This is a genomic window from Rodentibacter sp. Ppn85 (assembly GCF_001999335.1).
Lineage (GTDB): Bacteria > Pseudomonadota > Gammaproteobacteria > Enterobacterales > Pasteurellaceae > Rodentibacter.
This window is the reverse complement of the sequence record NZ_MLHS01000026.1, coordinates 22,887-38,903: the sequence shown is the minus strand read 5'-3', so window position 1 is coordinate 38,903 and position 16,017 is coordinate 22,887. Positions and strand designations below refer to the sequence as shown.

15 protein-coding genes are annotated in these 16,017 nt (G+C 38.9%); 13 read left to right on the top strand and 2 right to left on the bottom strand.

Features of this window, described 5'->3' with window-relative positions:
* Nucleotides 1–168: 168 nt before the first annotated feature.
* The 7 genes from BKL51_RS05515 to miaB all read left to right on the top strand — a co-directional run bounded on the left by BKL51_RS05515 (nt 169) and on the right by miaB (nt 9,064).
* Nucleotides 169–621, top strand: a complete 453-nt coding sequence (locus BKL51_RS05515; RefSeq protein WP_077465738.1) for a DUF441 domain-containing protein — start codon at nt 169–171, stop codon at nt 619–621.
* Nucleotides 622–996, top strand: coding sequence for a DUF423 domain-containing protein (locus BKL51_RS05510; RefSeq protein WP_077465737.1), 375 nt, complete (start codon nt 622–624; stop codon nt 994–996).
* Nucleotides 993–4,904, top strand: a complete 3,912-nt coding sequence (gene hrpA / locus BKL51_RS05505; RefSeq protein ID WP_077465736.1) for an ATP-dependent RNA helicase HrpA — start codon at nt 993–995, stop codon at nt 4,902–4,904. Before BKL51_RS05510 ends, hrpA begins: the two co-directional genes overlap by 4 nt.
* 9 nt (nt 4,905–4,913) lie before the next feature.
* On the top strand, nt 4,914–5,654 hold the full coding sequence (locus BKL51_RS05500) for a metallophosphoesterase (protein ID WP_077465735.1): 741 nt from the start codon (nt 4,914–4,916) through the stop codon (nt 5,652–5,654).
* A gap of 149 nt (nt 5,655–5,803) precedes the next feature.
* Nucleotides 5,804–6,430, top strand: coding sequence for an ADP-ribose diphosphatase (gene nudF / locus BKL51_RS05495; RefSeq protein WP_077465734.1), 627 nt, complete (start codon nt 5,804–5,806; stop codon nt 6,428–6,430).
* A 15-nt stretch (nt 6,431–6,445) separates the two neighbouring features.
* The gene (gene cpdA, locus BKL51_RS05490) at nt 6,446–7,270 is read left to right on the top strand and encodes a 3',5'-cyclic-AMP phosphodiesterase (protein WP_077465733.1); all 825 of its coding nucleotides are present in this window, start codon (nt 6,446–6,448) and stop codon (nt 7,268–7,270) included.
* A gap of 369 nt (nt 7,271–7,639) precedes the next feature.
* Nucleotides 7,640–9,064, top strand: a complete 1,425-nt coding sequence (gene miaB, locus BKL51_RS05485) for a tRNA (N6-isopentenyl adenosine(37)-C2)-methylthiotransferase MiaB (protein WP_077465732.1) — start codon at nt 7,640–7,642, stop codon at nt 9,062–9,064.
* Nucleotides 9,065–9,089: 25 nt separating this feature from the next.
* Here miaB and BKL51_RS05480 read toward each other — a convergent pair whose 3' ends face one another.
* Nucleotides 9,090–9,914 (bottom strand): DNA ligase, encoded by an 825-nt coding sequence (locus BKL51_RS05480; protein WP_077465731.1) that lies wholly within the window; start codon nt 9,912–9,914, stop codon nt 9,090–9,092.
* 204 nt (nt 9,915–10,118) lie between these two features.
* Here BKL51_RS05480 and lpcA point away from each other — a divergent pair, with 204 nt between their 5' ends.
* The 5 genes from lpcA to artM all read left to right on the top strand — a co-directional run bounded on the left by lpcA (nt 10,119) and on the right by artM (nt 13,649).
* Nucleotides 10,119–10,703 carry a D-sedoheptulose 7-phosphate isomerase gene (gene lpcA / locus BKL51_RS05475; protein ID WP_077465730.1) on the top strand — a complete coding sequence of 195 codons (585 nt, stop codon included), beginning with the start codon at nt 10,119–10,121 and terminating at the stop codon, nt 10,701–10,703.
* A gap of 125 nt (nt 10,704–10,828) precedes the next feature.
* Nucleotides 10,829–11,560 (top strand): arginine ABC transporter ATP-binding protein ArtP, encoded by a 732-nt coding sequence (gene artP / locus BKL51_RS05470; protein WP_077465729.1) that lies wholly within the window; start codon nt 10,829–10,831, stop codon nt 11,558–11,560.
* A gap of 17 nt (nt 11,561–11,577) precedes the next feature.
* Nucleotides 11,578–12,297: a lysine/arginine/ornithine ABC transporter substrate-binding protein gene (locus BKL51_RS05465; protein ID WP_077465728.1), complete on the top strand. Its 720-nt coding sequence runs from the start codon at nt 11,578–11,580 to the stop codon at nt 12,295–12,297.
* 3 nt (nt 12,298–12,300) lie between these two features.
* Entirely contained in the window at nt 12,301–12,966 is a 666-nt protein-coding gene (artQ, locus tag BKL51_RS05460) for an arginine ABC transporter permease ArtQ (RefSeq protein ID WP_077465727.1), read from the top strand.
* Complete coding sequence (gene artM / locus BKL51_RS05455) at nt 12,966–13,649, top strand: arginine ABC transporter permease ArtM (RefSeq protein ID WP_077465726.1); 684 nt, start codon at nt 12,966–12,968, stop codon at nt 13,647–13,649. The genes artQ and artM overlap by 1 nt, the downstream gene beginning before the upstream one ends.
* 51 nt (nt 13,650–13,700) lie before the next feature.
* On the opposite strand, the gene BKL51_RS05450 is transcribed toward artM, so the two are convergent.
* Nucleotides 13,701–13,934 carry a hypothetical protein gene (locus BKL51_RS05450; RefSeq protein WP_077465725.1) on the bottom strand — a complete coding sequence of 78 codons (234 nt, stop codon included), beginning with the start codon at nt 13,932–13,934 and terminating at the stop codon, nt 13,701–13,703.
* 439 nt (nt 13,935–14,373) lie between these two features.
* Between BKL51_RS05450 and BKL51_RS05445 the strand changes: the two genes are divergently transcribed.
* Nucleotides 14,374–15,969, top strand: a complete 1,596-nt coding sequence (locus tag BKL51_RS05445) for a carbon starvation protein A (RefSeq protein ID WP_077465724.1) — start codon at nt 14,374–14,376, stop codon at nt 15,967–15,969.
* Nucleotides 15,970–16,017: the final 48 nt, after the last annotated feature.

Below are 16,017 nucleotides of genomic sequence, written 5' to 3'. Positions count from 1 at the left end.
GTTAATTTCATCACTTTAATCGATAAAGTAGTAGCAAAGTCTATCTAGATTAAGGTTTATAAATTTATTTTACTAAATAAAAATACAGAAAATTAATAACTTGCTATAATTTCACTCGATTTATATTTTGTAAAACACATTTTTATAACCATATTTTTAGGAGCTATGATGTCGTTACAGTTCAATATAATCGCTTTGTTGCTGGTGATTTTTATTATTCTAGGAGTAATTAGCCATAACAGTGCCATTACCATTTCATCAGCAGTACTGTTGATTATGCAACAGACTTTTTTATCCGAATACATCCCATTGCTTGAAAAATATGGTTTAAAAATCGGGATTATTATTTTAACCATTGGAGTATTAAGTCCATTGGTTTCAGGTAAAATTCAATTACCTAATTTAGCCAATTTGTTAAGTTGGAAAATGGTATTTTCGGTTGTCATCGGTATGTTCGTAGCTTGGCTTGCGGGTAAAGGCGTTTCGCTAATGGCTGAGCAACCGATATTAGTCACAGGTTTACTGATAGGGACAGTTATCGGTGTCGCTTTTCTTGGTGGTATTCCTGTCGGCCCCCTTATTGCAGCAGGAATTTTAGCGCTATTAATCGGAAAATTTTAGATGAAGAATAAATGGTTATTTATCGCTGCGTTGAGTGGTTTTTTCTGCGTAGCTTTGGGCGCATTTGCCGCACATAGTTTAACTCATATTTTGGATAACAAAGCCCTTGCATGGATTGATACCGGTCTGAAATACCAACTCTTTCATACGTTAGCAATTCTAGCGGTGGGGCTATCGACATGGTGCAATAATAAATTTGCAAACTTAGCTGCGATGGCGTGGACACTCGGTATATTGCTTTTTAGTGGCAGTTTATATGCCCTTGCATTTGGTTTCGGTAAGGCGATAGTTTGGTTCACTCCGGTTGGAGGCACTTTATTTTTAATTGGTTGGTTTAGCCTAGCCTACGGTAGTTTCAAAAGTAAATCAGAATGAAAAAAAGAACGATAAAATCCGAATTTAATCCTTTACAACAATCTCTTTTTTCTCAACTTGATAATCTGATGCTCATGGAAAAACGTCGATTATTTTCGCGTATTCAGGGTATTGGTAAAATTAAAAATCAAGATGTACAACAAGCAGTGGCATCAGAAATTGAACAACAAATTCAACAGGCAAAATTGCGTGTAGCACAGCGTAAAAGTGCGGTTAAACATCCCGTTGTTTTCCCTGAAGACCTCCCGGTTAGTCAACGTAAAAAGGAAATTGAAAAGCTATTGGCGGAACATCAAGTCGTTGTGGTAGCAGGGGAAACCGGATCAGGCAAAACCACACAATTGCCGAAAATGTGCTTGGAGCTGGGATTAGGTCACTTAGGTATGATCGGACATACCCAGCCTCGCCGTATTGCCGCCCGTTCCGTAGCTACTCGTATCGCTGAAGAATTACAAAGCGAATTAGGGGATTTGGTGGGATATAAAGTCCGTTTTAATGACCAAATCAGCGATAATACCCAAATAAAATTGATGACCGATGGAATTTTACTGGCAGAAATTCAAACGGATCGTTTTCTTAATCAATATTCTTGTCTGATTATTGATGAGGCGCACGAACGCAGCCTAAACAACGATTTTATCCTCGGTTATCTGAAACAGCTTTTACCACGCCGCCCGGATTTAAAAGTTATTATTACTTCTGCAACGATTGATGTGGAGCGTTTTTCCAAACATTTTAATCACGCCCCTATTATTGAAGTATCTGGTAGAACTTATCCCGTAGAAGTGCGTTATCGTCCAATTATCGATGAAGAAGCTCAAGATCAACTGCAAGGCATTTTGAGCGCAGTAGATGAACTTCAAGCGGAAGGCCGAGGCGACATTTTGATTTTTATGAATGGAGAGCGGGAAATTCGTGATACGGCAGAAGCATTACAAAAGCAAAATCTAAAACACACGGAAATTCTACCGCTCTTTGCCCGCCTGTCTGCACAGGAACAAAATAAAATTTTCCATCCTAGCGGATTAAATCGTATCGTACTTGCTACCAATGTGGCGGAAACCTCACTCACCGTACCGGGAATTAAATATGTGATTGACCCAGGTACGGCACGCATCTCCCGTTATAGTTATCGGACTAAAGTTCAGCGTTTGCCGATTGAACCGATTTCACAGGCTTCTGCGAATCAGCGTAAAGGGCGTTGCGGGCGTGTGAGTGAAGGGATTTGTATCCGTCTTTATTCAGAAGAGGATTTTAATTCCCGACCTGAATTTACCGATCCGGAAATTTTGCGCACTAATTTGGCTTCCGTTATTTTACAAATGACGGCATTAGGCTTGGATGATATAGAGGCGTTTCCATTTGTCGATGCGCCGGATAAGCGCAATATTCAAGACGGCGTAAAATTGTTGGAGGAATTGGGCGCGCTTGAAACGATTAAAACGAAATCAGGCGAAAAACGCCGGTTGACACAAACCGGTCGTCAACTTGCCCAGCTTCCGGTTGATCCCCGATTAGCAAAAATGCTATTAAGTGCGGTCAATTTTTCGAGTGTTTATGAAGTGATAGTGATTATTTCCGCACTATCCATTCAGGATCCGCGTGAGCGTCCAACGGAGAAGCAGCAATCTGCAGATGAAAAACATCGTCGCTTTGCAGATAAAAAATCCGATTTCTTGGCATTTTTAAACCTTTGGCATTATCTCCAAGAACAACAAAAAGTATTGACTAAAAATCAATTTCGTCGCCAGTGTCAAAAAGATTTCTTAAATTACTTGCGTATCCGAGAATGGCAGGATATTTATCATCGAATTCGTCTCTCGGTGCGTGAAATGGGGCTGCCGATTAATTCAGAAAAGGCGGAATATCAGCAAATTCATACCGCACTTTTAAGCGGTTTGTTGTCTCATATCGGGCTGAAAGAGGCTGAAAAACAACAATATCTAGGGGCGCGTAATACCCATTTTTCAATTTTCCCAAATTCCGTACTTTTCAAGAAACAGCCCAAATGGGTGATGGCAGCAGAATTAGTGGAAACCTCAAAACTTTGGGGGCGTATGGTGGCGGAGATTGAACCGGAATGGGTTGAGCCGCTCGCAGCTCATTTAGTAAAAAAATCTTATGCTGAGCCGCGTTGGTCGAAATCACGCGGTGCGGTGATTGCCGATGAAAAGGTGAGCTTATACGGTATGCCGATTGTTGCGGCAAGACCGGTAAATTATGGATCGATCGATCCTATTGCGAGCCGAGAGATTTTTATTCAATCCGCCTTGGTTGAAGGAAATTGGCACACAAAACACAATTTTTTCAAACAAAATCAGTACTTGATTCGTGAAGTAGAGGAGTTAGAGCATAAAAGTCGTCGTCGAGATATTTTAGTTGATGAGCGCACATTATTTGAATTTTACGATCAACGTATTGGCGCGGAGGTGGTATCGCAGAAACATTTTGATACTTGGTGGAAAAAAGCCTCGAAACAAGATGCGGAATTACTTAATTTTGAACGCACTTTCCTCATTAATGAAGGTGCGGAGAAAGTGAGTAAACTGGATTTTCCAAATTTTTGGCATCAGGGTAATCTTAAGCTCAAACTCACCTATCAATTTGAACCGGGAACTGAAGCGGACGGTGTGACTGCGCATATTCCGTTACCATTGCTTAATCAAGTAGAAATGGCAGGTTTTGACTGGCAAATCCCGGGGTTACGTGAGGAGTTGGTGATTGCGTTGATTAAATCTTTGCCGAAGTCATACCGACGTAATTTTGTTCCGGCACCCAATTATGCTCGAGCTTTTTTAGAACGTGCCGTTCCCTTAGAAAAACCGCTGTTGGATACGCTCATCTATGAATTGCGTCGTATGACGGGGGTAACAGTGGCTGAGGAGCATTGGAACTGGGCACAAATTCCAAGCCATTTAAAAATGACTTTCCGTGTTGTGGATGAAAAAGGAAAGAAAATTGCCGAATCTATGGATTTGGATGCACTCAAATTTGAGCTAAAGGAGCGTGTACAAGAAAGCATTTCTGCCGTAGCGGATGATGCGATTGAACAGAGTGGTGTACACATTTGGAATTTTGCCGAACTGCCGCAGTTTTATGAACAGAAAAAGCACGGTTTTAGTGTGAAAGCCTTTCCGGCGATTGTAGATGAAAAAGAGTCTGTCGGTATTAAACTTTTTGAAACGGAATTTGAACAAAAGGTGGCAATGCAGCAAGGATTACGCCGATTGTTGTTACTCAATGTGCCTTCACCGATTAAATATTTACACGAAAAATTGCCAAATAAATCCAAACTCGGTCTTTATTTCACCCCGTTTGGGCGGGTATTGGATTTAATTGATGACTGTATCGCTTGTGCGGTGGATAAACTTATTGCAGATTTTGGCGGTTTGGTCTGGACTGAGGAAAGTTTTGAGAAACTGCGTGATTTTATACGTGAAAACTTGAACGAAATCACAGTAGAGATTGCACAAAAAGTCGAAGAAATACTGACATTTACTCACACTTTAAACCAACGTTTAAAAGGAAAAATGGATTTTAATATGGCATTTGCACTTTCGGATATTAAATCTCAGTTGAGCGGTTTGGTGTATCAAGGTTTTGTGCAAAAAAGCGGTTATCATCGTTTGTCGGATTTATTGCGTTATTTACAAGCTATTGATAAACGAATTGATAAACTTGCCCAAGATGTAAACCGTGATCGTGCGGCAATGCTGCGTGTAGAACAAGTACAACAAATCTATCAACAATTATTGGTCAAACTGCCAAAATCCAAACCGATTCCTAATGAGGTTGCGGAAATTCGATATATGATTGAAGAATTACGTGTGAGTTTATTTGCTCAGCAGTTGGGAACGAAGTATCAGGTATCGGATAAGCGGATTTTGAATTTGATTGCTGAATACTAGGGATACAAAATGAAATTACAGTTACTTTCAGATACTCACGGCTCACCTTATTTTATCGATCAAAATGCAGACTTAATCGTTCATCTTGGTGACTTTGGGAATGGGTTGAACGGTGCTGTTGAATTTCATGAAAATTGTAAAAGACTTGGTAAGCCTTATGTTTTTGTGCTAGGAAACCATGATTTCTATCATGAAAATATGACGGAAGTTTATCGTAAGATTCAAGGTTTAAGATTGAATTGTTTATTTGAAAATCAAGTTTTTGAATTTGATGGATGGTGTTTTGTCGGGGGAACATTATTTACTAATTTTAGACAAAACACGGTAGTTTTTCGAGAACATGAAAAGTTTAAACTGATATCTGAAAGATGTATTGCTGATTTTGGATATATTTTTGATTATCAAGCAAATGAAAAATCTGAAAAGCGAATTACAGGTAATGATTATGTTCGCTTTTTTAATCACCAATTAAATTGGATCAATCGGTTTCGAGGAAAAGATAAAACCATTGTTCTTACACATTTTCCACCCTCTTTAATTTGCCAAGATCCTCAATTTGATAGTTCCCCATTGAATCCGTATTTCATCAATGATATTAACTTGGAGGGCTTTAAATTTTGGTTTTCGGGGCATACCCATTCGGCAATAGATACTGTTTTCCAAGGGTGCCGTGTAGTGATTAATCCGTTGGGTTATCCAAATGAACAAGGAAAAAACGGTTTTATTTCGGATCTATTAATTGAATTGTAATATGTAATTAGAAAGCCTGTGATCATAAATCAATCACAGGTTTTTATTTTTTGTGAACCATGTCAAAGTTTCAACAAAAAGTATAAACCTTCTATTTGTTTTATAGTTTTTTGAGCGTATGATTTTTGTCGTAGTATTTGGAGAAAAAAATGTCTGAGATTCAACAATTTGAGCAGAGTGATATTAAAATACTTAATGAGGAAGTAGTATATAACGGATTTTTTACGCTCAAAAAAATTCAATTTAAACACAAACTTTTTGCCGGAGGTGAAAGCAATATTGTCATGCGGGAGTTGCTTATCAAAGGTGCGGCTTCGGCAGTGATTGCTTATGATCCGAAAGAAGATACAGTCGTATTGGTGGAGCAGGTTCGTATTGGTGCAGCTTATCATCCCGAACCGAATTCGTCTCCTTGGTTATTGGAATTAATTGCCGGTATGGTGGAAGAAGGGGAATTACCGGAAGAGGTTGCGCTGCGGGAGAGTGAAGAAGAAGCCGGCGTAACGGTGAAAAATTTAACTCATTGTTTAAGCGTGTGGGATAGCCCCGGTGGTGTACTGGAAAGAATTCATTTATTCGTGGGAGAAGTGGATAGTTCGAAAGCAAAAGGTATTCACGGTTTGGCTTGCGAAAATGAAGATATTCGAGTACATGTTGTGAAACGAGAACAAGCGTATCAATGGATGTGCGAAGGGAAAATTGATAATGTCATTGCAGTGATGGGCTTGCAATGGCTTCAATTAAATTATGCTCAGTTGCAACAACGTTGGCAATGAGGTTAGGAGTCACCTATGAGAAATACGTTTGTCTATCGGACTGAAAAGCCGATTGTGAAATTATTACAAATTACCGATCCACACTTATTTAAAGATGAAAAGAATGAATTATTGGGGGTGAACACACAGGCTAGTTTTGCACAGGTTTTGAAAGAAATTCAACAAGACAATACCGAGTTTGATGTAATACTGGCTACCGGTGATTTAGTGCAAGATAGCAGTGATGAGGGGTATCAGCGTTTTGTTAAAATGGTAAAACCTTTTGGATTGCCTGTCTTTTGGATTCCCGGCAATCATGATTTTCAACCTAAAATGGTAGAAAATTTAAATCAGCCGCCAATGGAGAAGGCAAAACATATTTTGTTGGGAGAACATTGGCAGGTTTTATTACTGGACAGCCAAGTTTACGGCGTGCCTCACGGTGAGTTGAGTCAGCATCAACTGGGATTATTGAAAACAACGTTGGAACAATATCCCGAACGTTATACTTTAATCGTATTCCATCATCATTTAGTGCCGACAAATTCTGCTTGGCTTGATCAGCATAATTTACGTAATTCCCATGATCTATTTGATGTGCTTGCACCGTTTAAAAATGTGAAGGCGATTTTATATGGGCATATTCACCAACAAGTGGATAGTCGGTGGCAAGATTATCAAGTGATGGCAACACCTTCAACTTGTATTCAATTTAAAGCGGATAGTCAGTATTTTGCTTTAGATGAAACACAGCCCGGTTGGAGAGAAATTGAATTGCATTCGGATGGTACTATTGTGACTAATGTGAAGCGAATCCGGCAGGCAATATTCTTACCTAATATGCAGGAAGAAGGGTATTAAATAAAATGAGAATATTTATATCTTTATTTGTCTCGGTGTTGATTGGCGTTTTAATTTATATGCCGTTATTACAGTTTTTTAGTGCATTAGGAGTAGCTGATTGGCATGGTTGTCGTGGCTTTGGCGTCGGCGGTTTAGCTTGTTTGATCTACCCACTTCTCTATGCGTTTGTTACAGATATAATAGTCGTCATTGTGGTGGGAATATATTTTATAAACCTGAATAAAGGATAAAAAGTGCGGTCAATATCGACCGCACTTTTTATTTCCAAACGAGTAAAAATAAATTTGGGCTGGTAAGAATGAGGACAAATTTGTACAATAGCCAACCGTTTTTATTGGATTGACTAATGATTGTAGAAATAGAAAGATGACGCAAAAATTGCATATTAAAACTTGGGGCTGCCAGATGAATGAGTATGATTCATCAAAAATGGCGGATTTATTGTTGAGTACCCATGGCCTTGAATTGACAGATATTCCTGAAGAAGCGGACGTGTTGTTACTAAATACTTGCTCTATTCGTGAAAAAGCACAAGAAAAAGTATTTCATCAATTAGGGCGTTGGAAAGAATTAAAGAAAACTAAACCGAATTTAGTGATTGGTGTGGGGGGCTGTGTCGCCTCACAGGAAGGTGAGCATATTCGCCATCGAGCGCCTTATGTAGATATTATTTTTGGTCCGCAAACCTTACATCGTTTGCCGGAGATGATAAACCAAATCCGTGGTGGTAAAAGTTCGATAGTGGATGTCAGTTTCCCTGAAATTGAGAAATTTGACCGTTTACCTGAACCGCGTGCAGAAGGCCCGACAGCATTTGTTTCTATTATGGAAGGCTGTAACAAATACTGTACTTTCTGCGTCGTACCTTATACGAGAGGAGAAGAGGTTAGCCGCCCGGTAGATGATGTATTATTTGAAATTGCTCAGTTAGCCGAACAAGGCGTGCGTGAGGTGAACTTACTTGGTCAAAACGTCAATGCCTATCGTGGCCCGACCCACGATGGAGAAATTTGTAGTTTTGCAGAATTACTTCGTTTGGTTGCTTCCATTGATGGAATTGACCGATTACGTTTTACTACAAGCCACCCGATTGAATTCACCGATGATATTATTGATGTATATCGTGATACGCCGGAACTTGTGAGTTTCTTACATTTACCTGTTCAATCCGGTTCTGATCGCGTTCTTACTATGATGAAACGCAGCCATACCGCATTAGAATATAAATCCATTATTCGTAAGTTGCGTGCAGTCCGCCCCGATATTCAAATTAGTTCCGACTTTATTGTGGGTTTCCCGGGGGAAACTGCGGAAGATTTTGAGCAAACCATGAATCTTATTGCACAAGTCAATTTTGATATGAGTTTTAGCTTTATCTATTCTGCCCGTCCGGGAACACCGGCAGCGGATATGCCGGATGATGTAACGGAAGACGAGAAAAAACAGCGCTTATATGTATTGCAAGAACGGATTAATCAGCAGGCGGCACAATTTAGTCGTCGTATGTTAGGCACAGAACAGCGAGTATTAGTTGAAGGTCCATCGAAAAAAGACATTATGGAACTCACCGGGAGAACGGAAACAAACCGTATTGTGAATTTCCAAGGTTCGCCTGATATGATAGGGAAATTTGTCGATGTGAAAATCACTGATGTCTATACCAATTCTTTGCGTGGCGAGGTGGTTCGTACTGAAGAGGAAATGGGATTGCGTATTGCACAATCACCACAAGAAGTGATGAACCGAACACGAAAAGAAGATGAATTAGGCGTGGTGCGCTATCAAGGATAACTCAATAGGCTGGATTTTCCAGCCTTTATTTTATCTCATGATTTTCCCTTACTCGCCAGTAAGTGGCAAATCTAGGTTTACCGGAATTGGTTAATCCCCGATATTTATAAGTGATGATAGATCCTATTGGTGGCGGATTTTCACGTTCATTAAGATTAAATCCGGAACCGATTTTGAATTTCCCTCGATGATTTTTACAGGTTAGTGAGCCCATCACATTTTCAAATTGTCCCTTACCTTTGTGGTGAGCGATTACTGTACATTCTTCATCGTGAGAGGTTTTTAATTTGAGTATTTGCGTACTACGTTTCCTTTCATAGGGAGTATTAGGATTTCTTACAACCACGCCCTCGCCTAGTTGGCTTTCGACTTCTTTTAGAAATTCGTACAAATGGTTTTTATCTCGAATAGGAATTTGTTCAATGATTTGAATATAGGGAGTAGGATTGGTTGAAAGGTAGGCTTTTAACACATTAAGCCGTTCAAATAAATTTCCTTCAGCATCCGGCACATCAAATACATGCAGCTTGAGGTTTTCCCAACGATCACCTTTGAAAGATTTAGTTATAGAGGATATTTCTTCAAAGTGATTGCGTTCACTAAACAATTCTCCGTCAATGGCAAAAGGAGGAAAATCTTTTATGAAGTAAGCCGGTGGAAACAGTCTTTGTCCCTGACGAGTCAAAAGTTGTGTCCCATCCCAATAGCCGCGTACACCATCAAGTTTTTCGGACATGACCCAACCTTCAATATTTTGGTTGTCATAGTTTTTCAGAAGCATCATATCAATATTGGCATAAGCTTTTATGCTAACAAATAATATAAAAATAACTCGAACTAAGCTGTTCATCAGATTCCTTTTTATAGTTCAAAATTGGCTGAAGATTAAAAAAGTGCGGTAGTTTTTCAAAGTGTTTTGAGCGTGTTTTGCGATCTTGTTCGAAGAAATAATGCTTGATGAGCCAAAAAAGTTGAATTTGTATTTAGTCTAGATAAAAGGCATTATCTACTATACAATGTTGCGAAAATTTCTCATTTCCTAAAAGGAGCAAAAATGTACTTGGAGCAAATCAAAGCGGAGCTTGTTGAAGCACAAGATGTATTAAACAAATTTATCTCTGATGAAAATAACATTAAATTGATTCAGCAATCGGCGCTGTTAATTTCTGAGAGTTTTAAACAAGGTGGAAAGGTTCTCTCTTGCGGTAATGGAGGCTCTCATTGTGATGCAATGCATTTTGCGGAAGAACTCACGGGCCGTTATCGTGAAAATCGCCCGGGGTATCCTGCAATTGCAATTTCCGATGTGAGCCATTTAAGTTGTGTAAGTAACGATTTCGGTTACGATTATGTGTTCTCACGCTATATAGAGGCGGTGGGGCAAAAAGGCGATGTATTATTTGGTTTATCCACATCCGGTAATTCTAAAAATGTATTGAATGCTATTGAGGCGGCAAAAGCTAAAGGAATGAAAGTGATTGCTATGACGGGTAAAGACGGTGGAAAAATGGCTGGGCTTGCCGATGTGGAAATTCGAGTGCCATATTTCCGTTATGCGGATCGTATTCAAGAAATTCACATTAAGGTCATTCATATTTTGATGATGCTCATTGAGTTTGAGATGGCAAAAGACGTTTAAAGTGCGGTTGTTTTTATGATTATTTTTTAAATCCCAAATTATTTTGGGATTTTTATTCTAAATACTTGCATAAATATGCAGAAAAACGTAATATTTGTGCATTCTATAAGATAAAGAGAATTGAAATGGCTATTCGTGTTAAAAATTTAAATTTTTTCTATGGTGCTTCCCAGACATTATTTGATATTAATTTGGCAGCGGAAGAAGGGGATACGGTAGTGTTACTGGGTCCGAGTGGTGCGGGAAAAAGTACATTAATTCGCACATTAAATTTATTGGAGGTGCCAACAACAGGTCAATTAAGTATTGCCAATAATAAATTTGATTTATCAAAGGCAACTGCTAATCCGAATGCGGTTCGCCAGTTACGCCAAGATGTAGGAATGGTTTTCCAACAGTATAATCTTTGGCCGCATTTGACCGTGCTTGAAAATTTAATTGAAGCGCCAATGAAAGTGTTAGGCATAAATGAATCAACGGCAAAAACAGAAGCGATGGAGTTACTAAAACGTTTACGTTTGGAAGAATATGTTGATCGTTTCCCTCTACATTTATCGGGCGGGCAACAACAACGGGTGGCAATTGCACGAGCGTTAATGATGAAACCGCAAGTGTTGTTATTTGACGAGCCAACAGCAGCCTTGGATCCGGAAATTACCGCACAAGTAGTGGATATTATTAAGGAATTGCAGGAAACGGGTATTACTCAAGTGATTGTGACCCATGAAGTTAATGTGGCGCAAAAAGTCGCAACAAAAGTTGTGTATATGGAGCAGGGAAAAATTGTAGAAATGGGATCTGCTGATTGTTTTGAACATCCGCAAACTGAACAATTTAGACAATATCTTTCTCACTAAAACAATAAGGAGACATTATGAAAAAATTACTTTTAAGCGCAGTATTATTAGGTTCGGCAGCAATAGTAAACGCACAAGAAATTACTTTTGCGATGGAACCGAGTTATCCCCCGTTTGAGTTTACTAATGAAAAAGGGGAGATTATCGGTTTTGACGTGGACGTAGCTAATGCTATTTGCAAAGAAATTCAAGCAACCTGCAAGTTTAAAGGTGAATCTTTTGATGCATTAATTCCAAATTTAAAGGCAAAACGTTTTGATGCTGCAATTTCCGCCATGGATATTACCGAAGCGCGCGCAAAACAAGTGTTATTTTCAGATGCCTATTATGATAGCACGGCAAGCTATGTAGCATTAAAAGGTAAAGCAACCCTGGAAACGGCAAAAAATATTGGTGTGCAAAATGGCACAACTTTCCAACAATATACTGTTGCTGAAACGAAGCAATATTCACCAAAGGCTTATACGAGTTTACAAGATGCCATTTTAGACTTAAAAAATGGCCGTATTGACATTATCTTTGGTGACACCGCCGTACTTGCGGATATGATCGGCAAAGAACCTGAAATTCAATTCGTTGGTGAAAAAGTAACGAATAAAAAATACTTTGGTAACGGTTTGGGTATTGCAATGAATAAATCAAACAAAGAATTAGCCGAAAATTTAAATAAAGGTTTGGCGATAATCAGAGCAAATGGTGAATACCAAAAGATCTATGATAAATGGATGATTAAATAATTTATGTTTGCGGATTTTCTTTCTTTAATGTTTACTGCAGCCCTAATGACATTAGGGCTTGCTGTATGCTCCTTAGTTGTCGGTTTGCTGTTTAGCGTAATATTTACTTTATTGGAAGCAAACCGGTTTGTGGGTAAACCTATGGCAATTTTTGTGGCATTGTTACGGGGGTTACCGGAAATTCTTGTTGTATTACTAGTGTATTTTGGCTCAACAGAGCTTGTAGAAATACTGACCGGGGAATACATTGAATTCAGTACATTCGGGTGTGGTGTTTTTGCCTTATCACTTATTTTTGCGGCTTATGCATCGCAAACTTTACGCGGTGCGATTCAAGCTATCCCAAAAGGACAGTGGGAATCAGGCGCAGCGCTGGGATTAAGTAAAGGCTATACATTTATACACATCATCGTACCTCAAATTTGGCGTCACGCTTTACCGGGGTTGAGTAATCAGTGGTTAGTATTGTTAAAAGATACGGCATTAATTTCACTTATTGGCGGAGATGATTTAATGCGTCAAGCGCAATTAATTAATACCAATACGCATCAACCGTTCACTTGGTATGGCATTGCGGCATTAATTTACCTTGCTATAACATTAATCAGTCAAGTCGGTATTCGCCGTTTAGAACTCCGTTTTACGCGTTTTGAAAGAGAGGTGAAATAATGTTCCAAGAATATTTATCCGTGATCGCACAAGGGATTCCGACGAGCTTATTATTGACTGTTGTTTCATTGTTAGTTGCTTTTTTATTAGCCTTAATTCTGACAGTGTTGCTTGCTATGGGAAATGGTTGGGTAAAAAGAGCGGTCAATTTTTACCTTGTTTTATTTACCGGTACTCCGTTACTTGTGCAGTTTTTCCTAATTTATGCCGGTCCCGGTCAATTTGAATGGATTGTGAATAGCCCGCTTTGGCATCTCTTATCAAATGCATGGTTCTGTGCGGCATTGGCATTGGCATTAAACAGCGCTGCCTATTCAACCCAATTATTTTATGGGGCCGTGAAAGCGATTCCAAAAGGACAATGGGAAGGGTGTGCCGCACTAGGTTTAAGCCGCTTACAAACATTAAAAATTTTGATTCCTTACGCATTAAAACGAGCGTTACCGTCTTATAGCAATGAAATTATTTTGGTATTTAAAGGAACAGCATTGGCATCAACAATTACAATTATGGATATTATGGGTTATGCCCGCCAACTGTATGGTACGGAATATGATGCCCTGACAATTTATGGCATTGCCGGCGGTATTTATTTGGTTATTACAGGAATTGCCACGTTGTTGTTGCGTAAGTTGGAAAATAAAGTACTGGCTTTTGAGCGTTTAGATGTGAAAAAAGCATAAAGTGCGGTTAATATTTTAAGAGAATGAGTGGGTTGCGTCGCAACCCATTTTTTATGATTGGGTAATGAGACTTGCAATGATAATAAACAAAGCAAAGATGCAAAACCAAATTAAGTGCAATTTGGTACTTTTTCGGTTAATTTCCGCATTGTGCAAGCGTCTTTCTTCTAGCTGTTGTTTATAAATTGCTAAGTCTTCTTGTTTTAAAGAAAAGCCGCAGTGTAGGCAGTTTTCAGCATGTTCGCTAATTTTTTGACGACATTCCGGACAGCGGATAAGAGCCATTTCTATTCCTTATTAAATAAACGGTAGATTTTGATTTCGTACTTTGTCAGTTAGATTACTCAATATTGAATTAAAACAATAACTCGCACGCTAGTCTATCAGCGAACGGTAAAATTACCAAATAAGATGCATCATTGTTATGCTTAATAGCAGGAATGATCTTGTTGCTAACGTTATCGCTGAAATATGACAAGGTGCGAAATATAGGGATGTAAGATGAAACGTTAGATAAAATAAGGGGATAATCTACGGTACTTATTGATGAATTACACTGTATTTTTTACTGTGCTTAAAATTTGAATATTAAATGTGATATTCATCACAAAATTATGAGGTTTTTGTAAATTAAATTTTTTGTTTATTGAAATTTATCATAAAATACGGTGGCTTATTCAGAGCGCGATTTCAGTAACATAATGATTATTTTTGAGGTGCTTTTATGTTGTGGTTTTTCTTCTGTGTAGCCATTTTGATTCTTGGCTATTTTATTTACGGAAAAATTATTGAAAAAATTTTTGTCATTAATCCTAAGCGTCAAACTCCGGCCTATCAAATCAATGATGGTGTGGATTATATGCCAATGTCCAAAACCAAAATTTGGTTGATTCAATTATTAAATATTGCGGGTACCGGACCAATTTTTGGACCTATTCTCGGCGCACTATACGGACCGGTTGCTATGCTTTGGATTGTTATCGGATGTATCTTTGCCGGTGCGGTACATGACTATTTTTGCGGAATGTTAAGTATTCGTCATGGTGGTGCCACAATGCCTTATTTGGCGGGTAAGTTTTTAGGTCGCCCCGTAAAAGTATTTATTAATCTTCTCGCACTAGTGCTGTTATTATTGGTTGGCGTAGTATTTGTTGCAAGCCCGGCACAATTGATGGGAACGATTACCATGGATGTCTTTGGCGCTTCTCAAGGTGCATTGCAATTGGGGGATGCAGAAGCGGTTCATCATGCGGTGGAAGCCGGTGGTCTTAAAGTATGGGGCATGGATAAAGCCACAATTATTGCGTTGTGGACGGCGATTATTTTTGCTTATTATATTCTTGCTACTTTATTACCTATCGATAAAATTATTGGTCGAATTTATCCGCTCTTTGGTGCGTTATTACTCTTTATGTCTGTGGGAATGGTATATGGTTTGGTGTCGGCACACTTCAGTGCGGTAGATCCGATTGAATTTTTCCGTACTGTTAATGCAGATGGGCAAGGATTAACATGGGAGAAATTCACACAAAATTTCCAAGTAAAAGGAGATGTTCCAATTTGGCCATTGTTATTCTTAACTATTTCTTGTGGCGCATTGTCAGGTTTTCATGCGACACAGACGCCACTAATGGCGCGTTGTGCAGAAAATGAGAGCGAAGGTCGTTTCATTTTCTATGGCGCAATGATTACTGAAGGAGTTATTGCATTGGTATGGTGTATGGTCGGGCTTGCGTTCTATGAAAACCCACAAGCATTACAAGATGCAATTTCAGCCGGTTCTCCGTCTAAAGTTGTGTATGACAGTTCATTACACTTCCTAGGATTCATTGGCGGTATCTTTGCCGTGTTAGGTGTTGTGGTGCTTCCGATTACATCAGGTGACACGGCATTCCGTGCCGCACGTTTGCAATTAGCGGAAATCTTCAATATTGATCAGCGTTCTCTTTCCAAACGTTTAGTGATTGCGATTCCATTGTTCGTATTAGGGTATTACGTTTCAACGATCGACTTCACTATCTTATGGCGTTACTTCACTTGGGCAAACCAAATGACCGCAATGGTAATGTTATGGACTGCAGCAGCGTATTTATATCGTTATCATAAATTCCACTGGGTTGCTTCTATCCCTGCTTGGTTTATCACTACCGTATGTTCTACTTACTTGTATTACAATAAAATCGGTTTCAACTTAGATTATCAATTATCAGTATACTTAGGTTTTGCAACAACGATTTTATGTATTGTTTTATTCTTCGTCTTATTAAAACCGTTGGGTGAGCGTGATGAAGAAGCCTATGTAAATACAACAAGCGTATAATTTTCAACGCCTTATAAAATCAAACCGTTCAAGTGAATGCTTGAGCGG